Below are 19840 nucleotides of genomic sequence, written 5' to 3'. Positions count from 1 at the left end.
TTTTTTATTTAAAAAAGATATGGCTGTCCTGTTTTTTTTGTTTTTTATTTTTTTATATGGCTTTCCTGTTTTTTGCTGTTTTTTTTTAGTTTTTCTTTGGTCCAATACATGTAAAGACATTCGGTTTGTTTGGAACTACTTATTTTCCAGCCGCTTTAAAGCCCGGTGATATTTTTCAACTCTCGCCAAATCTTTGTCCGTTATCTTGCCCAATCTAGTCAGATCCAGATTATCCCTAATATCTTCAAGCTTAACTTTTCTCGCTAAATCATTGTTTGATACTCGTAAGACAAAGTCTTCGTAGCTTTCGCCTTTACTCTTGGTCAAGCTCGCTACAGCGTTAATGACGACTTCTGAAAACTCATACTTTTTTAAAGATTCCAGAGTAAACGAGCTATCTTCAACCACATCATGCAACACTGCTACAATCATTTCATCTTCAGCCTGAAATTTAAGCATCAACCTTAGCGGGTACAAAATATATGGTTGACCAGCCTTATCAAGCTGGCCAGCATGTGCTTTTGTTGCAATTGATATTGCCTGATCTAGGTCGCTCACCCTTTCTTTCCTGCCTCATACTCTTCCTTCGTTATTTCATCTCCAGACAACAGCGCCTCATTAAAGAGTCTATTATCGTCACTAATCACCTCTGAAGACTCCTGCTCACCGTAAAACTTCCGATAAATAGCTCCGTCATTCTTCATGCGCCTAAACATTACATCTTCAAACGGATAGTCAATATAAACATCTTTTGTATTCAGATATTCACCTGTCTTAATTGCCATAAACTGATCTCCTAACAGCGTCGTAATACGCTTTACTTTGAGCTTCAAGTGCAGATCGTCCTGGATCGGATGATGGCAATACGCGCCACTGCTCATAGAGCTTATGACCTTGTCCTCCAGGTATTCCAGATTTGGTTGCTATTGAGCTATACAGATCGTCACCAAGTAGAGTCCTCGCCATTGGTTCAGACTCCTTAGCGTAGATCATTGCAGGTGTGTTTACTTGGATCTCACCAAAAATACCGGCTTGAGTTTTTATAGTCGAATTAACCCCGCTATAACCCAACGGATCAGTAGCACCATTTATGACTTTGACTTTTGCGCCACGTTGAGCAAGTTCTGCTACGACTAAATCCATTTTATCGGGAGATACAATTATCGTATTTCTTGCCAAATCCTTAATTCTCGAAGCATCTCCACCATAGTGATTCATGATTTTTTGGATAGCTCTTTCTTGAGATTTAATTGGTGCTTTCGCAACTTGACCACCAAACATATCAGCAATCTCGTCCGCCATTGTATCAATCTCTAATTTTGCCGCTGGTGCCTTAGAGTAGATTTCACCAAACTTGTTTGGAACAACATACCCGCCACTGTCGGGTTCGCTTTATGCAAGAAGAGAAGATATTCGATTCATATCATCTCTTAACCTACACTGTTCATCATCACTAAGTTGTTGATCACACCGTTCAAGATTAATCCGCTCTAACAATTCTAGAGTTTGCTCCTTGATATCATCCCTGAGAAATCCATGCATTAGGCCTTCTTCACACAAAACCATATAAATAATTAGCTTTTCTAGCTCACCACTCTCAATTGACTTCGCATACTCAACCTGTACACGTGAAGAAGCTTGTCGAATATCGAGCCCATCGCGCATAAACTCTTCAATATCCTCATGGATAAATTCTTGAAGTTCTTCGTATGACCATTTGTCCATAATTATTCCCCCGCAAACACGTTTAGCTGAATATTAGGATAACGAGCTTTAAAATCGAAAATAACATCAGTGCAACTGGTACAAGTTAACCTTTCTGTAAACAGGTTTATTGAGCCTGTTGCATTTCGATTATTTCCAAGCCTTAAAGCCACATCGTTCAAGATCTTAAACTCCGTATCCCATTGTCTTGTATACGCGTCTGGCGTACCCACTCTAACATTGTCGGGATCGACTGCCTTCGGTTTAAAAATCCAATCAGATTCATCAGCTAAATGCACAAACCCATCAGCGCCCTTATCGGTTGGATAGTTAATACGACTATGAGCCTTCAACTCTATTGGCAATCCTGGAATATCAAGCTGAGCAACTCCAACATTGCCGCTACCTTGAAGCTTTTTAGGTAGCTCAGCACGAATATCTTCAACTCGGGTTTGTAGCGCCTTTTGGATGTTTAGTCTTTCAGCTTTAGTCAACACTTGCCTGTTTGGAACATCTTTATCCGCATTCTTCCGACTTTTCTGGGGAGTGTCAACATCACCCTTTGGCGTCTTGCTATTCAGTGGAGTCTGGTGTTTTCCGATATAAGTTTGAACTGCATGGTCGTTCCGAATCGCCTTTTGGGCCTTGGCGATATCTTCCAATACGCTACTGGCCGGGCTGATAATCCTGCTGGCCCGTTTCTTGGTCACAACAAGAAACATCAGGATCACCCCAAAGACGCTGCCAACCAGCGCCGCAAGCAGGACAAGAGACATCTCCAACATGCCATCCAAACTGACCCGGCTATGTATATAACCGGTTATTTCGGCCAGCTTATCTTTGGGAAGGGCGTCGAGATAACGCAGTGGCAGTGATTGCAATAAGGCCCGGACATACTCATCTTTTAACAGCAAGATCAGCATTTCCATCGCCTCACCTGTGGCCTTCAAGCCATTTTCACCGCGGGCACGCCATTGGGCCAGTTTGCTCTCCAGAGCATCGACATCGCCTGTCATTATCGCCTCGAGCAACAAAGAAAGACTTATCTCTGCTTCCTCGAGGAATGCCATCAAGCCACTGAAATCCAGCAAATCGTCCATGAAGCTGGCTGTTCCCTGACTCAGCCCCTGTGTATAAGCCTGGCCAGTCTGCAAGGCTTGTTGCCAGATTTGCTGTTGGTTGAACTGCTCTCGCTGAGCCGTCAGCTCCGCCAGCTGTGCATCCACTTTTTGCCTGAAGCTGTCACTGATTTGCTGAACATCCGCCTGAGCGGCCAACTGTTCGCTTTTCTTGGCCATTTCCGCTGCCGCGGTGTCCAGCGACGCCGCCAACTGACGGTAGAGGCCGGGTAACCTTTGCTCTGCACTTTGGCGCTCAGCCTCATCGCCGAAGATCACTGTGGCTTCCCCGTTGGGGCAATCTTCCAGGCAGGCCCAGCCCTTGGCATTCAATACCCCGCTCTTTTGCGAACCATCACTGAATTCGACTCTATAGGGCACCTTACCGGCCGCCGTCTCCTCTTTGTCATCGTAAACCAGTTCCAACTCCAACCTGCGTCTGGCTTGAGCGAACTTGGGGCTGATTTTGGCCGTTGGCGCCGTGGTGGGCGCAATCTGAGTAAGGCTGGGATCCGGGCTGTAAACAGGTTCGATGGCCGGGGCCAGGCTGCCGGTGGATGTCTTAAAGTGAGCACTGCTGCCTGCAGAGGCAAAACGCTTTTGGATCTGATTAACGGCGTGAGGGGAAATACCTTCTTGAATGTTGGTAATCCACTCGCCTGATTGATAACGAAATAGTGGCAAGATTGGAGTATCACTGAGGATCACTCTGCTGCCATCGGCCAGTTCCCGCTTGAGCTGCTCGAGCGAGCGCCCGGACGGCGCCAAAGATACCAGCTGTTCATTGCTCAAGCTTTGCCAGTTGGCCTCAATCTGCCCGGCATCGCTGAGATGCAACTCAGCCATGCTGACTACGCGGATTACGCCCATCTACGACTCTCCCTGTCTGCCCCAAGGTAATTAGGTTACCCCTTGGTAAAACTCCTTGTTTCCTGTGGCGCTTTTTTGAGCGCGCCTGGATGGTACTGCAAGTTTTTACAAAAAGCAGCTCAGAAATATCTGAAACTTTGGCTTTTTCCGATATTTTTCGCGTCGTTAGCCGTAAAACTATACTTTTGAGGGGAGTCTTTCATTCGAAATGATGACCTACTTTTACACCCAGGTGCCAGCTCACAGCAAAGTGTTGCTGCTATAGCCTGAGGCCGGGGTTCTGGGCTATCATCTGGCCCCATAAATTCAGCGTATTCCAAAGCAGTATTCATGATCACCATTTCCGATGCCCAGTTGATCCGTGGCACCAAGACCTTGCTTGACGAGGCCTCATTGACTATTTATCCCGGCCACAAGGTGGGATTAGTCGGCGCCAACGGTACGGGCAAGTCCTCATTGCTGGCCCTGATTTTAGGGCAACTACACCTGGACAAAGGCGAGATCAGCGTGCCATCCCAGTGGCGCATTGCAACTGTCGCCCAGGAAACCCCTGCGCTGGAGGTATCGGCACTGGAATATGTGCTCGATGGCGATCGTGAGTTTCGCGAGCTCGAAACCCAGCTGGCGAAAGCTGAAGCAGAGGATAATGGCCACAGGATAGCCGAACTGCACGGCAAGCTTGATGCCGTAGGCGGCTACAGCATACGCGCCCGTGCCGGTACCCTACTGGCAGGTCTTGGCTTTACCGAGGCCCAGCAGAGCCATCCGGTGAAGAGTTTCTCCGGCGGCTGGCGGATGCGTCTCAATCTGGCGCAGGCACTGCTGTGTCGCTCGGAATTATTGCTGCTCGATGAACCCACCAACCACCTGGATCTGGATACTATGTACTGGCTGGAGGGTTGGATTAAATCCTATCAGGGTACGCTGGTGCTGATCAGCCACGACCGTGACTTTATCGATGCCATAGTGGACGAAATCGTCCATGTGGAACACCAGAAACTCAACTTCTACAAGGGTAACTACAGCGCCTTTGAACACACTCGCGCCGAGCGTATGGCCCAGCAACAGGTGGCCTATGAGCGCCAGCAGCGAGAGCGTGCGCACATGCAGTCTTTTGTGGACCGCTTCCGTTACAAGGCCAGTAAGGCCAAACAGGCCCAAAGCCGCCTGAAGGCACTGGAAAGGATGACTGAGTTGATGCCTTCCAAGGCCGACAGCCCTTTCTATATGGAGTTTCGCGAGCCGGATGCGCTGCCCAACCCCTTGGTGAAGATGGAAGATGTGTCGGTCGGCTACGGCGACAAGGCTATTCTCAACAAGGTGCATCTCAATCTGGTACCCGGCGCCCGCATCGGTTTGCTGGGGCGCAACGGTGCCGGTAAGTCCACCCTGATTAAGTTGCTGTCTGAGCAACTCTCGCCCATGCGCGGCCTGTACGAGCCCAATCCCGGGCTCAATATCGGCTACTTTGCCCAGCATCAGATAGAGTTTCTACAGCTGGATGATACCCCGCTGCAGCATCTGCAGCGCCTGGCCCCCAATGCCCGCGAACAGGAGTTGAGAGACTTCCTCGGTGGTTTTGGGTTCCAGGGCGATATGGCACTTGCCCAAGTGCGTCCCTTCTCCGGTGGTGAAAAGGCCCGTCTGGTGCTGGCGCTGCTGGTTTGGCAACGCCCCAATCTATTGCTGCTCGATGAGCCCACCAACCACCTGGATCTGGAGATGCGCCACGCCCTGACCGTAGCGCTGCAGGGCTTTGAAGGCGCCATGGTGATAGTTTCCCACGACCGTCACCTGCTGAGACTCACCTGCAACGACTATTATCTGGTCGACGGCGGCGAAGTGCGGATGTTCGATGGCGATCTGGATGACTATCACCAGTGGTTGCTGGATGCCGCCAAGGCCGCAACGGCGAGTGTGTCCCAGGTTGACGAAGCCTCACCGGCCCAGGACAAGAAGCTGCAAAAGCGCCTGGAAGCTGAATTGAGACAAAAACTATCACCACTGAAGAAACGCCAGGCCAAACTGGAAGCCGAGCAGAGCCAGGCTACCGACAGATTGGCGGAGCTGGAAAATCTGCTGGCGGATACTTCTCTCTACGAGGCCGAGCAAAAGCCCAGACTGACGGAGATCCTCGCCGAGCGCACCCAACTTTCGCAGGCGCTGGAAGAGAGTGAAATGAACTGGTTGGAACTTCAGGAAGAGATAGACACCATCGAAGCCGAGTCAGGCCTTTGAGCCGGGGAAACCCGGGTGTTGAGATTGCAAGCAAGGAGAAAAGCGTGCCACATACGAGTCTGTTTACCTCTAGTCTTTGGCAGGAATGTGAAACACTTTACCCGGCGCTGGAAAGCCTGCTGATAAAACTGCAGGACGAACACGGCCTGATAGTCAACCTCTTGCTGCTGGCGCTGACCCTGGACAACAAAGGCGTTAGTCTCAACCAGGGCTCATGGGCCCAGCTCCACAGCGAAGTTGAGCAGTGGGAAAGCGGCATTCTGCGTCCCTATCGGCGGCTGAGACGCCTGGCCAAACCCAACCTGGGACAAGCCGAGTACCAACAGATGTTGGATGTCGAGCTGATGATGGAACGCAGAGGGCAGCAGTTGATATTGCACAAACTCAATGGCCTGCCTCGCAGCGTCACTGAAGACAAGCAACACAATCTCAGTACCTATCTGGCACAGTTCAACCTCAGCCCTCAGCAACATCCTGCTCTGCTGGCTCAGGCTTGAGCCTCCGAGCCAGCAAGCTGGCGTTGCGCGCAGTCAAACCATAGATACTCAGCTGTGGATTGGCTCCCAAACTGCTGGGGAATACAGAGCCATCCATCACCGACAGATTGCTGTAGTAATGCGCCTGGCCTTCGCTGTTCACCCAGGATAACTGCCTGTCTTCCCCCATGGCGCAGCCACCCATCACATGCGCCGAAGCCACTATGGTCTTCAGTGGCGCCAGCGGCATCTCGGCAATAACCTGTTTGGCCTCTTGCCAGGAGGACAAAATTCCGGCGCCCTCATTGATGGGCATAACCTGCTCGGCGCCTGCGGCAAACTGCAGCTCGGCCATGCTGGCAAAGGCCCTTCTGGCGGCGGCAAACAAGGCCGGCGTCAGAGGGTAATCCAGGGCAGTGCCTTTATCTGTCAGCAATACCTGGCCACCGGGCAATTCCGGCGAAAAGCCATCCCGGATCAGGGCTATGGTGACCTGCAGATGATTGAACCAGGACATCAGCTCGGCATGCTGTGGCCCATAGCCCAGGGTCTTGGAGGCGATAAGCACAGGATGCACCGGCGGTACCTCCAGCTTATATCCAGGTTGACCAGTGGCACCATCTTGCCAAACAAACTGATCCGAATATATCGACTGCGGTGCACCGGAGTGGGCATTGATTGCTTCCCGAAAGCGGGCGCCACTGAGCACGGTTGGGTGTAAACAGGTCTGCTTGCCGAGGCGCTGATAGGGATCTGTCATTTGTGAACGCAGCAGTAATGCCGGAGTGTGGATTGCCCCAGCCGCCACCACATAATGACGAGCGCGGATCATCAATTTGACTCCAGTGGGCTTGTTATAGCCATCGAGCGCCTCGGCTCTGAGGGCAAAAACCCGCTCACCATGATGCTCGAAGCGCTCGGCGCGAACATGGCTGTATAGCTCTGCCCCGGCATTCAGGGCAGCCGGTATTGTGGTGACCAGCATGGATTGCTTGGCATTCACCGGGCAGCCCATGCCGCAGTACCCCGTGTTCCAGCAGCCCAGCACATTGCGTTTGATAACTGTGTAGTCCCAGCCAAGCTCGACACAGCCATCCCTGAGGGCCTGATTGTTGCGGTTGGGATCTATCGGCCAATGACTGATATTGAGCCTTTGCTCCATCTTGTCGAACCAGGGATCCAACTCGATGCGGGACAAACCTTTAACCCCAAGGCTTTGCCAATAATCCAAGGTGGCTTTGGGGGTGCGAATCGAAGTGGTCCAGTTGACTGTGGTGGAGCCGCCGACCGACTTACCCTGGAAAATACTGATCCCCTTATCCTGGGTCTTCATGGCCGCCGCTTGCTGGTAGAGCTCTGGATAGGCGCGGCGCTCCTCCATGACAAAGTCAGAGGATGACTTGAGCGGCCCGGCCTCCAACAGCAAGACTCTGAGCCCCGCCTGAGTCAATACTTCAGCCGCCGTGCCACCGCCGGCACCTGTGCCTATGATGACAACATCCGTCTCCAGTTCAAGATCCTCGGTCAAAGAGGCTCCATCTGTATGTTTCCAACCTGCGGCCAGCCCGGCCAAAATGGGATCAGCTATCGGCAAATGTGTCTCCAGTCGGGTATCAGAGTGCCAGTTTTGGCTTGTTATAGTTGAGTCTGTCCCAATGCTCAGGGCAGGCATAATAGCTTGCCATCAACAACTCTCTGAGACCGAGATAAGCTTGTTGCAGCAGCTCCATCCAAGAGCTGCGCCAGGATTCCAGCATCTCGACCAATTCATTGGGGCTGCGCAGCATCAGAGGCGTCATGCTGCCACTCAGCAAGAGTAAACCAAAGCGGTTCTCCAGGATGTCGAGCAGCTGTTCCAACTCCTGACGCTGGGCCTTAGGTAGCCATTTCAGGGTTTGATTGACCGCATCCAGAGTGCGATTGATGGCACTGCTTCTATGTTTGTTAATCTCCGGCAATGCCCCTTCCAGCAACACGGGGATCAAGGCACCAAGCAGAAGGTCATGGGGCTTTTCGTGCTCACTCAGGTTGGCGATTTCCTCCTCCTCATAGAGGCTGACACCCAATGCCAATGCACTGGTTCCCCCCAAAGCCCAAAGCAGAAACTGCCGTCTTTGCATGCCTGTCCTCCTGTCATTCCCCTGCACTCAGCTGTGCTGACATCTGTGTTACAATCCTGCCAATAACCAATTAACCACAGCAAAGTGCCCACGGCAATAGGCCATTTCGCAAGCGAGATCCCATGAGCAGTAGTTTTCGTCCGCCCTGGTGGGCCAGGAGCCCCCATTTTCAAACGATCATACCTGTTTTGACCAAGGTGGCAGGGCTACCGCTGCGGCGTGAGCGGCTGGAGCTGGAAGATGGCGACTTTATCGACCTCGACTGGTTCAAGACGCCAACCCCGGGTAAGCCCTTGTTGGTAATACTGCACGGGCTGGAAGGCAGCGCCGACTCCCACTATATCCGCCGCCTGCTACGCGAGTGTCAGAAGCTGGAGCTGGCAGCCGTAGTGCACCATCACAGAGGCTGCTCGGGTGAAGACAATCGCCTGGCGCGCAGTTACCACAGTGGTGATACGGCCGATATCAGCCATAGCCTGCAAACCCTGAAGCAGCGCTATCCCCATTCGCCTCTGCTGGCGGTAGGTTACAGTCTCGGCGGCAATGTACTGGCCAAGTACCAGGGAGAATTTGCAGATAAAAGCCTGCTCAGCCGCGCCGCCGTGGTATCGGCACCGCTGGCGCTGGCATCCTGTGCCAAGCGGTTGGAGAAAGGCTTCTCCAAGGTTTATCAAAGTTATCTTATCCGCCAATTGCAGCAAAAAATGCTGCTGAAACTCGAGCGGGGCAACAGCCAGTTGCCGCTGAATGGTGAGGCCATCAAACGGCTGAACACCTTTTATGATTTTGACCATCAGGTGACTGCACCGCTGCACGGTTTCAACGGTGTCGATGACTATTATCAAAGGGCCAGCGCCTTGCCTTTATTGGGCAAGATAGCCAAACCGACCCTGATACTGCATGCGGCAGACGACCCTTTTATGACTGACGCCGTAATCCCTTCATTGGAACATTTGCCCGCCTGCGTCGAATATGAGCTGCATGCCAATGGCGGCCATGTGGGCTTTATTGAGGGCGGCACACCGTGGCAGCCACGCTATTATCTGGAGCAGCGATTGCTGCGTTATCTGACGGAGTCAACCCATGCTGATACCCTATGAATCCCTGCTGCAACTGCCCAAGGAAACCCTGGATAACCTGATTAAGGAATACCTGCTTTCCCAGGTGGAAGACGGCAGTTTCGATGCGCTGGGTGACAAGGCGTTGGAGCAGGCCATCGGCAAGTGCCGCCTGGCGCTCAAGAGCGGCCATTTACTGGTAGAATTCAGCGAAGATGACGAGTCTGTTGCCATCCGCTCCCGCGAGGAGATCATGCGGCGCACCCCACTTGTCGACGATTGACCCGTCCCCCTGCATTCCTTTATAAGTAGTTAACTAAAGGTTAACGGGTCAGATAACCACAGCGTCGGCCTGCGGCCCAAGTTCTTTGAAACAGGTAGGAAAAATGTCTGCAAAACATCCAATTATCGCAGTGACAGGTTCATCGGGTGCCGGAACCACGACTACCACAACCGCCTTCAGTCACATCTTCAGACAACTGGGGATCAATGCGGCCATGGTGGAAGGGGACAGCTTTCACCACTATACCCGCGCCGAAATGGAAGTGATGATCCGCAAAGCCAAGGCCGAGAACCGCAACATCAGCTATTTTGGCCCGGAAGCCAATGACTTTGCCCGTCTGGAGAAGTGTTTTTCCGACTATGCTGGCACGGGACAAGGGGAAACCCGCTCCTACCTGCATACCTTCGATGAAGCCGTGCCTTACAACCAGATGCCGGGTACCTTTACTCAGTGGCGACCGCTGCCGGAAGACACGGATATGCTCTACTACGAGGGGCTGCACGGCGGTGTAGTGACCGGCGAAAGCAATGTTGCCCAGCACGTGGATCTCTTGATTGGCATGGTACCCATAGTCAACCTGGAGTGGATCCAGAAGATCATTCGCGATACCTCTGAGCGCGGCCATACCCGTGAAAAAGTGATGGGCTCAATCGTGCGTTCGATGGACGACTATATCAATCATATGACGCCACAATTCTCCCGCACTCATATCAATTTTCAGCGGGTTCCTACGGTAGATACCTCCAACCCCTTCAGCGCCAAGGATATTCCCAGCCTGGACGAAAGCTTTGTGGTGATCCGCTTTCGCGGCATCAACAATGTCGACTTCCCCTATTATTTGAAGATGATCCAGGGGGCTTTTATGTCCAGGGTTAACACCCTGGTCGTGCCGGGAGGCAAGATGTCACTGGCAATGGAGCTTATTCTGACACCGCTGATTAAAGACCTGATGGATAAGCGCCAAGCCCTGCTGGAGCAGGATATTGAATAGGCTGGATGCAGATAAACTTTGGCTTCAGACTCGATTAAGTTTGATTTAAGTCTAAAGGGGTAAATTACAGTCATCGGGATTTCAGGCGAAATACTGATGGTTGACATACTCTTGGGGATAGATTCCCCCATCTTGATCTGTTTGTTCCCTCGAGTATGTCAACAACCTACCCTATTTTAGATGCCCATAATGGGCATTTTTTATTGCCCGAATTCGTGCTCCCCATGCAAGCGTCAGTTTCTTCCTCTGACGCAAACACAATCAACCACAGCTAAAACTTCAACCAAAACCCCAGCGTTCGGCAAAGGGATTATCCGTATCGGCTTGAAGTATTCACAATGGGCGTTATTCCATCAAGGGCACCACTTCACGGTAAGGCTTGTGACTGCGATAACTCTCCAGCCGCTGCCGGAATTCAAGCGCCTTACTGAGATCCTGCGACTGCTCCAGCGCTGCAATGGCCTGCTGCTGAGTCGCCACCGCGGCGGTAAAATCCCCTAATTCGGCGTAAGCTGCCGCCAAGTTATCGAGATTGGTGGGGTCCTGATTGTTGTCTTCCAGTAGTTGCTTGGCAAGCGCCAACGCCCGACCACCATCGCGGTACTTGGCTTCGGGGCAAGTGGCCAGGATCCAGGCGGCATTACCAAGAGAGATGTCATCACCGGCCGAGCTGAAAAACGCCACCGCCTTGCCGCAATGGCGGTTAACCCCTTCACCACCTGAAGCATAGAGGAAACCCAGTCTGAACCTGGCCCAATGGTTGCCCTGCTCCGCCAACGGCAGATACCAACGCTCGGCCAGCGCCAGATCCCGCTGCATCAACTTGCCTTCAAATGCCAGGTCTGCCAGGGTTTGCTGCGCCTTGGTTTCGCCCCCTTCGGCAGCCTTGGTCAGCCAAGCGAGGCCGGCAATTTTGTCCTCGGCAACGAAGCGGCCGGAGAGATACATCAAACCTAGCAGGTACTGAGCTTCCACTTCACCATTGGCGGCATTGAGCTGAATATAGGCCAGTTTACTGGCGGCAATTTCCTTGCTTGGCTGGGGAATGGCAAAGGCCTGTAACTGTCCGCTGAACAGACTCAAGGCCAACATGGCAGCCGCTGCAATTAAGGGAGACTTCACTCTGATACCCTTTGATAATCTATGCATACAGACTCATAAATTAGCCCGAACCCGGCGTGAAAGTCGAGGTCAATCCACCAATAAAACGCTAATAGTAGCTCTCAATGGGCTTGGCGAATTGTGAGCAAGGTGAAGAAGATGTGATTTAACCTACAGACTGGAGCGATTCCAGGGGCTTTTAATCTGTATTGGTTGACATGTATCACTAAAGTATCAGAATGATAACCAAGATTAGCGATTTAATTGCGTTGATTCACTCAGTCTAAACTAAGACCTGGTTCAAAGTTTACTCTTTGATATTGACGTAAAATCCTTATTTAGAATATCCTTACTTTCGTTTTAATCAATCGAGGAACATAGGCATGGCTCTGATTGGTAAGCCAAAACCAGATCCGACTTTGGAGTGGTTTTTATCACACTGTCACATTCATAAGTATCCAGCCAAAAGCACTCTGATCCATGCTGGTGAAGATTCAGACACTCTGTATTACATAGTAAAAGGGTCTGTTGCCGTATTGATTAAAGATGAAGAAGGTAAGGAAATGATCCTCTCTTACCTGAATCAGGGCGACTTTATCGGTGAACTGGGTCTGTTTGAAGAGCAAGCCGAGCGTACCGCTTGGGTTCGCGCCAAGCAAGCCTGTGAAATTGCTGAGATCTCTTACAAGAAGTTCAAGCAGCTGATCCAGGTTAACCCTGAGATCCTGATGAAGCTGGCCGCTCAGATGGCACACCGTCTGCAAAGCACCAGCCAGAAAGTGGGCAACCTGGCCTTCCTCGACGTGGCCGGTCGCATCGCTCAGACCCTGTTGCATCTGGCTAAACAGCCTGACGCCATGACACATCCAGACGGCATGCAGATCAAGATCACCCGTCAGGAAATAGGTCAGATTGTTGGCTGCTCCCGCGAAACCGTGGGCCGCATCCTCAAGATGCTGGAAGAGCAGAACCTGATCCAGGCGCACGGTAAAACCATAGTAGTTTACGGTACCCGCTAAGCCAGCTTCAGCTTGATTTAAGCCTGATTCTATAGAGTGGCCAAGGTAATAACCTTGGCCACTTTTGTTTTTCAGGAGCATCAATTGAGAGGGCTATTTTTCATTTGCTTTATTAGCCTGACTTTGAGCACTGCAAAGGCTGAAGTGGCCAGTCCCCACCTGGAACCCGATCACGATATCGCCAAGGAATTAGTGAAATCCGGGACGATCCTCTCCCTGGATGCCACGCTCTCTCAGCTACAATGGGTGTGCCATGGCAAATTGATTGACGCTCATCTCTATCAGAAAGAGGGTGAATGGCGTTATGATTTGCAGATAAAAGTCGAACATGGCCATATCGTCAGTCTGAGTCTGAATGCAGGCACAGGTTTACACGATGATCTAATCCCATTACCGAGCGAATGTCGTCCCAATGAAACTTCTACTCGTTGAAGATAATGCCCTGCTGGTTGAAGAACTGGCAAAACAACTAAAGCAAGCAGGCTATGTCACGGATGTGACCGACAAAGCCATAGAAGCCGACTATCTGGTCAAAGAAACCCAGTATGACTGTATCATTCTCGATATCGGCCTGCCCGATGGCAACGGCTTGCAGTTGCTGGAAAAATGGCGTCAACAGGGGCTGACTACTCCTGTGATTATGCTGACCGCCCGCAGCCAGTGGCATGAAAAGGTTGAAGGCTTCAATGCCGGTGCCGACGACTATCTGGGCAAACCCTTTCACACCCAGGAACTGCTGGCCAGACTGCAGGCGATAATCCACCGCACCCATGGCCGTGCCACTGTGCCCGGCAAGCAATTAAACTTCGGCGGCGTCAGTCTGGATGAAGCCGAGCAGACAGTGACTGTCAATGGTCAACGTTTCGACCTGACCGCCATGGAGTTTCGCTTGCTGCGGATCTTCTTGATGTCGCCCAAGAAGCTGCTTTCCAAGGCACAGATCACAGATAAGCTGTACCAGTTTGATGATGAGAAAGAGAGCAATGTGGTCGAGGTCTATGTCACCCATCTGCGCAAGAAACTGGGTAAGACAGCGATAGAAACCCGTCGCGGCCAAGGTTATATCTTTCACGGCAGCCAATCCTGATGATGTCCATCCGCACCAAGCTGAGCCTGTGGCTGACAGCACTGGTGTTACTGAGTACCCTGATAGGCCTGGCGTTTATGGAATCCATGCTGCGCCAGGCATTTCACGACTCTATTATCAACCGCTTGCAGGAAGATCTGGAGCAAGTGGCGCTGGCCACTCACCTCAATGACGGTGAGATCCTGATAGATCAGAGCCTGCTTTCCGGCTTCTACAAACCCGCCTATTCCGGGCGCTACTACCAGCTCAATCTGCCGGATCGGGAGATCCGCTCCCGCTCCTTGTGGGATCAACGCCTGGAAATAGTGCAATTGGAGCCAGGGCAAACCCGCGCCTGGCAAACCAAGGGGCCACAGAATCACGACATTCAACTGTTGTCTTTGGGGCTGACCTCAAGTAGCAAGAAGATCAATGCCACCCTGACGGTGGCACAGGATCTCAGCATTGGTCGCAAGGTATTTACCGAGGTTTATGGCACCAAACTGAGTGTCAACCTGGCCATGTTGCTGGCGATGATCCTGGGAATATTTCTGGTATTGCGGCAATCCTTCAAGCCGGTGAAGCAGATAAAACAGGCGCTGGCCAAACTCAGGGAGGGGGAGATCAACTCGCTGTCGCTGGAGACCATTCCTCCCGAAGTCAAACCTCTGGCCGAAACCTACAACGAGCTGCTTGAATACACGAGTAACCAAATTCAGCGCAGCCGCAATAATCTGGGCAATCTCAGCCACGGCCTGAAGACGCCACTGGCAGTGATGCGCCAGCAAGTAGAAGCGCTGGGGCTGAAAGATCCCGATACCGCCAGGGCACTGGAGCAACAACTGGATCAGATCCACAAGATGATAGAGCGTAAACTGGCGGCGGCGCGGATCACAGGCGATATGCTGCCGGCGGCACAGTTGGTACTGCCAAGGGATTTGGAGAGCCTGTGCCAGACCCTGGATAAGGTGCATAGACACAAGCAGATTAGCTGGCGCTTCGATATCAGTGATGGTATTCCCAGGCTGCCAATCCACAGGGAAGACGGCATGGAACTGCTCGGTAACCTGTTGGACAACGCCTATAAGTGGGCCTCAAGCCAGGTGTTGGTGAGGGTGTGGCAACATCAGGGACTGGTGTATGTCAGCGTCGAAGATGACGGCCCTGGGGTGGCAGAGGAAAACATGCAAACCCTCACCCGCCGCGGCAATCGCCTGGATGAAGAGATCAATGGTCATGGGCTGGGGTTGTCGATAGTCAAGGATATTGCCGAGCAGTATCAGTTGGATATCGACTTCTGCAAGAGCCCGGCACTGGGTGGACTCAAGGTTTCACTGACCTTCAAGGCCTGAAGGTTAGCCTGGCTCCTCAAGGAGTCACTCAGACAAAAATAAAGAACCCAGCCTAGGCTGGGTTCTTTGTTATCAAACAGTCAGACCTTGGCTCAATCAAGCACAGGCAGGTAGCTCAGAGCCAGGCGGTCGCGGCTCAGTTGACCATTGAGTATCTCACCCACAGTGCCACCCTTGAGCTGCTGTGCCAGCAGTTCAGGAGAAGCCGAGGCGATAAACTGCTCCACCTCCTTGATGCGGGCAATCAGCGCCAGCGCCAACTTGTTCTCGGCGGTCGCGGCGTAGATTTTACCGTTCAGGGACACTTGGGCCTGCATATCCAGCCCAGGGGCAGCCTGATGAATACCGACATATTCACGCCATACCCTGGCCTTCTGCTCACCCTGATAGTCGCTGTCGACCGATGCCAACACCACTTGTCTCAGCATCATCTGCAGCAGGTTACTCTTGCCTTTGGGTTGACCATTGACGGTATCAAAGCCGAAGAAGCGTGATACTGTACGGTCATAATTGGGCAGAGGCTCTATGCTCTGGCTGGCAAAATCGCTGTAGTAAGGCAGATACGTTTCCAGCTCAGGGCTGCTGTTGCAGGCATCGGCAAACAAAGGCTTGCCATTGCTGACCAGATCCGGGCCATTACCCAGCGCCATGCGGCAAAGCATATCTTCGAACAGCTTGCCGGTTTGTGGCAGATCCACCAGCGCCTTGTGACCACGGCTGGAAGTCGATCTCGGAGTCGTGCGACTTACCAAGGCACGCACTGCCAGCAGTTTGTCCGGCCATACCCCAAGCACATCACGCTCGTTGACATAAGGATGGTTGGGCGAGCCTTCAGGCGCCTTGATCCCGTTCAGCAAACGACCGGCGAAGGTAACATCGGCGCTCAACATATCCCGGAACTCTTCCTTGATACCATAGTTGATGATCAGTTCCTTCAATGCCTCTGGAGAGTCGGCAAACCTGCTGATCACTTCACCCGGAGCAAACTTCATGGTCATGTCGGCGCTCTTGAAGCGATACTGTTCCAGCAACTTGGCAAAGTTGTACTGCTGTCTCAGGGCTGCCTGACCATCTGCAGTGCGGAAGGTGACATCTACCACGGCATCGTTCTCACCGGCAAGGCGCAGGAACAGGTCTGCCGCCTTGTTCATCGCCCTTTGGTTGGCACAATACCAGGCATCCTGGCCGGCTGCGGCTTTCAGCTGACAGTCGTTGGCGAAGAAGTTTTCCGGCAAGTCGAACAGCCCCTCGAGGAAGCTGACATCTTCAATAAACTGGCGGATCTCATCAAACTGACGCTTGCGGGCAATGGTGTAACCCAGGCTGTGGTCTTCATAAAGCGACTGACGGTTATGTCTCAGGTTACTGGTTTCATAGCTGTCCTGATATCTGTCGATATAGAACTGGGCGATGTCATCCAGGTTCTGACCGGCATCACTGCGGTTACAGTTGCTGTTGAGCGACACATGCTCGTCGGTACAGAAGGCATAGCTGCGCAGCTTGTGGTCGCGGGCAATGTTGTAGAGCGCACCGAAACGTGTCTCGCCCTGGATCACTCCTTTTTGCAGCTCATCACGACGCTTGGCATCTTCGTCTTTGAGGGAGACAAAGTCGCCGTTGTCGGCCTCAACTTCACGGGCATAACCGAAACGCAGCGCCGCCAGGTCATAGGGCTCAAAAGTGGTCGCAAAACGGTTGACGTTGTAGTCCATCTGGCTGGAGAACTCGGCGTTCACTTTCAGATCAGGATAACCGGCACCGGCAAAGGCCTGGTTCAGTGTTTCCATTTCCTGTTGGTTGAAGGTGTTGTCACCATCGCGGCTACCGGCGAAGTTGTGTCTCAGGCCGAAGTTGTGGCCCAGTTCATGGGTCAGGGTACCGGCAAAGGCCTGGGCGGCCAGCGCAGTGCTCAGGCTATCCTGCAGATCCAGGCTCAGCTTCTCGAATGCCTGCAGCTTACCGCCAACATCACCATTGACCCACAACTCGGCATTCTGCCAATCAATCTTGTGGTCCTTGACGCCGGCCGGCAGCATTCTTTGCTGACCACCTGCGGCAAACACAGTGTCGACATGCATCAAAGTATGCTCGGACCAATAGTCACGGCTGGCTTCATCGAAGTCGGCCAAGGCGTTGAACTGCTGCTCAGCGGGCTTGAGTGGCAGAGCTGCCGGAGTGGCGGCTACCATCACATCGGCGGGCTTGTCCAGCGCGGCAGGCGCTGTTTCCAATGTTGCAGAAGCCGCTGGCTTAACCACGGCTTGCTGATAAGGCACGCCGGTGAGCGCTTCGACCGAAGCCGCATCCAACTTGCCGCGGTTATAATCCAGCATCAGTTGCCGATAGTAACGCACCGCGCCTTGCTTGAGGTTGGAGCTGTATTGGTTAACCCTGGCGCTGACAATCTCCCCTGTCAGTGGGTTGGCTGCTGAAGGACCGTAACCGGCCAGACCGTTATCCAGAGGCTCATCAAACAGAGTGATATGGTTATAACGCAGATCGCCATGGCGTTTATCGCCCGCCTGCTCCAGCTTAATCTGTGGCAAGCCGGTATGATAACGACTGTTGGCGATATTCATCGCGGTCACAGATTCGATAGCCGCATCCAGGAAAGGCTTGTTCTTGGCTTCATAGAAGTTGTTGGACAAGTAGTACACCAACTCACTCTTAGCCGGGTTGAAGCGGTTCAGGTAGGTACGAACATAGCCATCCACCCCTTCTGAGTCGGTTCTGTCCCGATAGCTGTGACTGGAGTTGAAGAAACCAAAGGTGCCCTTCTCATGCTCGCTGTAAGGAATGGCTTGATAATCTTCACTGGCCAGCTGATCCAGCGCCACTATGGAGATAAATTCCGTGGTGGTGAACGACAGATTATCCAGATTGCCACCGTAAAACTGATTGAAACACTGGCCCGATGCCTGATAGGTGTGTTCAATCTCGAAGTTGATCACGCCCTTGTCCAGGTCCATTTCATAGCCTTTGTAGGCTCCGGCATTGACCAGTTTTGGGGATTCAGTTTCGGTGACACACTCACCAAACATAAAGATATCGTTGATCCCCAGCTCGGCAATCTTGGTGTCGGCAAAGTCAGGCACAAAGAAGCGCTTGTCCTGCCAGGTCAGGTTGGCATCTGTATTGACCTGCTCGACGTTGATGCATTCACGCCACTTGTCTTCGGTACATCTGAAGTCTATATACTCACCGGGGATAGTCAGTACCGGGGCCTGGTTGATGCCCTCCTGGTAGCGGCTGTCATGACCAAGACCTATGGCGTCCCGGTCCAACTGGCGAACCTGAATACCATTCTCTGTCTTGTGCAGGGTCACCAACTTGGGATCCCCCTGGCTGAAGCCGCGGATAGCGGCGGCATAACGCGGCGCCTTGCCGACACTGCGGATATAGAGGTATTGGCGCTCACCGGCCTTCTCTATCGAGTCGCTGCTAATCTGTTTCTCATCTTTGGGCAATTCCTTGTATGGTTCTTCTCCTGCCCCACATCCTGCGAGTGCCAGGCTGGCTGCTATCGCCAGGCTCAGACTTGACTTCTTCATTTAATCCTCTGAATAAATTGAGTTTATAGGTATTTTGTTACTGAGAAATAGAAGGTGGAGCTGCGCTTGTCATACAGCTCAAAGCCTTCGGAAGGCCCCAGTTCCGGGTGGTAGAAACGGCCGCTGTTGTTATGGCCAATGGCCAGTGTCCAACTCTCGGCAGGCATCCATCCCAGTTCCTGGGCAAAGGTGAATTGGTCATCCATACGACGACCACGGTAATTCTTCGACATCCGATAGCGGCCGCTGATATCCAGGTACCAATTACTGGCAAACTGCCAATAGGCATCGGCCACCAGATCGACCTGATGTTCAATCAGCACCCGCTCACCGGCGGTCTTGTACTTGTAGGCGTTGTACCTGTATCTGGGAGACAGGTAGAAGCTGAAGTTGCCCTCAGGGCGATAGAAGAGATAGGCCGCCACTCTGGGGGCATACTCCAGTCTATCCAGCTTGGTGTAATGCGCCGCCGGCAGATAGACACCGACACTGCCCTTGAGCGACAGGGTATCGGTCAGGGAATAGAGTGGCGTTCGATACTCGAGCAAGGGATCAAAAAAGCTCGACTCCTTACCGTGCAGCGTCTCTTTTTCACCGCCAAAGGTCAGCAGCACACTGCCCCAATCACTGTTGTAATCGACCCTGGCATCCAGACTATAAGCCCGATACGCATCGAAGGCCGACTCACTGTAGACATTGCGGGTATAAGATGCATTGAAATAGGCAGTCCATTCGCCGAATTCTTCCTGTTTGAGTTCAAACTCATTAACCGCCTGAGCTTGTCCCGCAAGCAATAGTAAGCCCAGCAAAGGGAAGCTCGTCTTTGCTTTTTTACTTTTTATTATGCGTGACAAGGCCAGATCGCGGTGATATTTACCGGATCTCATATTTAA

Annotated in this window: 19 protein-coding genes; 9 read left to right on the top strand and 10 right to left on the bottom strand. The window is 52.3% G+C overall.

Features of this window, described 5'->3' with window-relative positions:
• Positions 1-135: 135 nt before the first annotated feature.
• The 5 genes from E1N14_RS03400 to E1N14_RS03380 all read right to left on the bottom strand — a co-directional run bounded on the left by E1N14_RS03400 (position 136) and on the right by E1N14_RS03380 (position 3692).
• The gene (locus E1N14_RS03400) at positions 136-558 is read right to left on the bottom strand and encodes a GTP pyrophosphokinase (protein ID WP_062793748.1); all 423 of its coding nucleotides are present in this window, start codon (positions 556-558) and stop codon (positions 136-138) included.
• Complete coding sequence (locus E1N14_RS03395) at positions 555-785, bottom strand: hypothetical protein (protein WP_025011296.1); 231 nt, start codon at positions 783-785, stop codon at positions 555-557. The genes E1N14_RS03400 and E1N14_RS03395 overlap by 4 nt, the downstream gene beginning before the upstream one ends.
• Positions 775-1302, bottom strand: coding sequence for a hypothetical protein (locus tag E1N14_RS03390; protein ID WP_051547102.1), 528 nt, complete (start codon positions 1300-1302; stop codon positions 775-777). The genes E1N14_RS03395 and E1N14_RS03390 overlap by 11 nt, the downstream gene beginning before the upstream one ends.
• A 90-nt stretch (positions 1303-1392) precedes the next feature.
• On the bottom strand, positions 1393-1725 hold the full coding sequence (locus E1N14_RS03385) for an Imm3 family immunity protein (RefSeq protein WP_028779714.1): 333 nt from the start codon (positions 1723-1725) through the stop codon (positions 1393-1395).
• Between the two features lie 2 nt (positions 1726-1727).
• The gene (locus E1N14_RS03380; RefSeq protein WP_051547104.1) at positions 1728-3692 is read right to left on the bottom strand and encodes a deaminase domain-containing protein; all 1965 of its coding nucleotides are present in this window, start codon (positions 3690-3692) and stop codon (positions 1728-1730) included.
• 330 nt (positions 3693-4022) lie between these two features.
• Here E1N14_RS03380 and E1N14_RS03375 point away from each other — a divergent pair, with 330 nt between their 5' ends.
• On the top strand, positions 4023-5930 hold the full coding sequence (locus E1N14_RS03375) for an ABC transporter ATP-binding protein (protein ID WP_062793747.1): 1908 nt from the start codon (positions 4023-4025) through the stop codon (positions 5928-5930).
• A gap of 44 nt (positions 5931-5974) precedes the next feature.
• The gene (locus E1N14_RS03370) at positions 5975-6427 is read left to right on the top strand and encodes a DUF2390 domain-containing protein (RefSeq protein WP_025011297.1); all 453 of its coding nucleotides are present in this window, start codon (positions 5975-5977) and stop codon (positions 6425-6427) included.
• Here E1N14_RS03370 and E1N14_RS03365 read toward each other — a convergent pair.
• Entirely contained in the window at positions 6387-8000 is a 1614-nt protein-coding gene (locus E1N14_RS03365; protein ID WP_062793746.1) for a GMC family oxidoreductase, read from the bottom strand. The genes E1N14_RS03370 and E1N14_RS03365 overlap by 41 nt on opposite strands.
• A gap of 19 nt (positions 8001-8019) precedes the next feature.
• Positions 8020-8526 carry a hypothetical protein gene (locus tag E1N14_RS03360; RefSeq protein WP_025011298.1) on the bottom strand — a complete coding sequence of 169 codons (507 nt, stop codon included), beginning with the start codon at positions 8524-8526 and terminating at the stop codon, positions 8020-8022.
• Positions 8527-8648: 122 nt separating this feature from the next.
• Here E1N14_RS03360 and E1N14_RS03355 point away from each other — a divergent pair, with 122 nt between their 5' ends.
• The 3 genes from E1N14_RS03355 (at position 8649) to E1N14_RS03345 (ending at position 10858) form a co-directional block, all read left to right on the top strand.
• Positions 8649-9626: a hydrolase gene (locus E1N14_RS03355; protein WP_025011299.1), complete on the top strand. Its 978-nt coding sequence runs from the start codon at positions 8649-8651 to the stop codon at positions 9624-9626.
• Entirely contained in the window at positions 9610-9867 is a 258-nt protein-coding gene (locus tag E1N14_RS03350) for a YheU family protein (protein WP_025011300.1), read from the top strand. Before E1N14_RS03355 ends, E1N14_RS03350 begins: the two co-directional genes overlap by 17 nt.
• Before the next feature lie 103 nt (positions 9868-9970).
• Positions 9971-10858, top strand: coding sequence for a phosphoribulokinase (locus E1N14_RS03345; RefSeq protein ID WP_025011301.1), 888 nt, complete (start codon positions 9971-9973; stop codon positions 10856-10858).
• Positions 10859-11203: 345 nt separating this feature from the next.
• On the opposite strand, the gene E1N14_RS03340 is transcribed toward E1N14_RS03345, so the two are convergent.
• Positions 11204-11986, bottom strand: a complete 783-nt coding sequence (locus E1N14_RS03340) for a tetratricopeptide repeat protein (RefSeq protein WP_025011302.1) — start codon at positions 11984-11986, stop codon at positions 11204-11206.
• 356 nt (positions 11987-12342) lie between these two features.
• Between E1N14_RS03340 and crp the strand changes: the two genes are divergently transcribed.
• The 4 genes from crp to E1N14_RS03320 are packed head-to-tail and all read left to right on the top strand — an operon-like array spanning position 12343 to position 15396.
• Positions 12343-12978, top strand: coding sequence for a cAMP-activated global transcriptional regulator CRP (gene crp / locus E1N14_RS03335; protein ID WP_025011303.1), 636 nt, complete (start codon positions 12343-12345; stop codon positions 12976-12978).
• Positions 12979-13032: 54 nt separating this feature from the next.
• Positions 13033-13410, top strand: a complete 378-nt coding sequence (locus tag E1N14_RS03330) for a PepSY domain-containing protein (protein WP_231473520.1) — start codon at positions 13033-13035, stop codon at positions 13408-13410.
• Positions 13391-14065 carry a response regulator transcription factor gene (locus E1N14_RS03325; RefSeq protein ID WP_025011305.1) on the top strand — a complete coding sequence of 225 codons (675 nt, stop codon included), beginning with the start codon at positions 13391-13393 and terminating at the stop codon, positions 14063-14065. The genes E1N14_RS03330 and E1N14_RS03325 overlap by 20 nt, the downstream gene beginning before the upstream one ends.
• Entirely contained in the window at positions 14065-15396 is a 1332-nt protein-coding gene (locus E1N14_RS03320) for an ATP-binding protein (RefSeq protein ID WP_025011306.1), read from the top strand. The genes E1N14_RS03325 and E1N14_RS03320 overlap by 1 nt, the downstream gene beginning before the upstream one ends.
• A 92-nt stretch (positions 15397-15488) precedes the next feature.
• Here E1N14_RS03320 and E1N14_RS03315 read toward each other — a convergent pair whose 3' ends face one another.
• A complete protein-coding gene (locus E1N14_RS03315) occupies positions 15489-18947 on the bottom strand; it encodes a zinc-dependent metalloprotease (RefSeq protein WP_062793745.1) in 3459 nt (1152 codons plus the stop codon).
• 23 nt (positions 18948-18970) lie between these two features.
• Positions 18971-19834: a hypothetical protein gene (locus tag E1N14_RS03310; RefSeq protein WP_025011307.1), complete on the bottom strand. Its 864-nt coding sequence runs from the start codon at positions 19832-19834 to the stop codon at positions 18971-18973.
• Positions 19835-19840 lie beyond the last annotated feature (6 nt).

Origin of the sequence: Shewanella algae (assembly GCF_009183365.2) — a bacterium.
GTDB classification, from domain to species: Bacteria; Pseudomonadota; Gammaproteobacteria; order Enterobacterales; family Shewanellaceae; genus Shewanella; species Shewanella algae.
This window is presented reverse-complemented; position numbering and strand designations above follow the sequence as displayed.

Bases quoted from the DNA above. Each gene is read 5' to 3' on its own strand.
- E1N14_RS03380 (WP_051547104.1), bottom strand. From the start codon at position 3,692: ATGGGCGTAATCCGCGTAGTCAGCATGGCTGAGTTGCATCTCAGCGAT.
- E1N14_RS03325 (WP_025011305.1), top strand. From the start codon at position 13,391: ATGAAACTTCTACTCGTTGAAGATAATGCCCTGCTGGTTGAAGAACTG.
- crp (WP_025011303.1), top strand. From the start codon at position 12,343: ATGGCTCTGATTGGTAAGCCAAAACCAGATCCGACTTTGGAGTGGTTT.
- E1N14_RS03395 (WP_025011296.1), bottom strand. From the start codon at position 785: ATGGCAATTAAGACAGGTGAATATCTGAATACAAAAGATGTTTATATT.
- E1N14_RS03360 (WP_025011298.1), bottom strand. From the start codon at position 8,526: ATGCAAAGACGGCAGTTTCTGCTTTGGGCTTTGGGGGGAACCAGTGCA.
- E1N14_RS03350 (WP_025011300.1), top strand. From the start codon at position 9,610: ATGCTGATACCCTATGAATCCCTGCTGCAACTGCCCAAGGAAACCCTG.
- E1N14_RS03345 (WP_025011301.1), top strand. From the start codon at position 9,971: ATGTCTGCAAAACATCCAATTATCGCAGTGACAGGTTCATCGGGTGCC.
- E1N14_RS03320 (WP_025011306.1), top strand. From the start codon at position 14,065: ATGATGTCCATCCGCACCAAGCTGAGCCTGTGGCTGACAGCACTGGTG.
- E1N14_RS03385 (WP_028779714.1), bottom strand. From the start codon at position 1,725: ATGGACAAATGGTCATACGAAGAACTTCAAGAATTTATCCATGAGGAT.
- E1N14_RS03375 (WP_062793747.1), top strand. From the start codon at position 4,023: ATGATCACCATTTCCGATGCCCAGTTGATCCGTGGCACCAAGACCTTG.
- E1N14_RS03355 (WP_025011299.1), top strand. From the start codon at position 8,649: ATGAGCAGTAGTTTTCGTCCGCCCTGGTGGGCCAGGAGCCCCCATTTT.
- E1N14_RS03310 (WP_025011307.1), bottom strand. From the start codon at position 19,834: ATGAGATCCGGTAAATATCACCGCGATCTGGCCTTGTCACGCATAATA.
- E1N14_RS03315 (WP_062793745.1), bottom strand. From the start codon at position 18,947: ATGAAGAAGTCAAGTCTGAGCCTGGCGATAGCAGCCAGCCTGGCACTC.
- E1N14_RS03390 (WP_051547102.1), bottom strand. From the start codon at position 1,302: ATGGCGGACGAGATTGCTGATATGTTTGGTGGTCAAGTTGCGAAAGCA.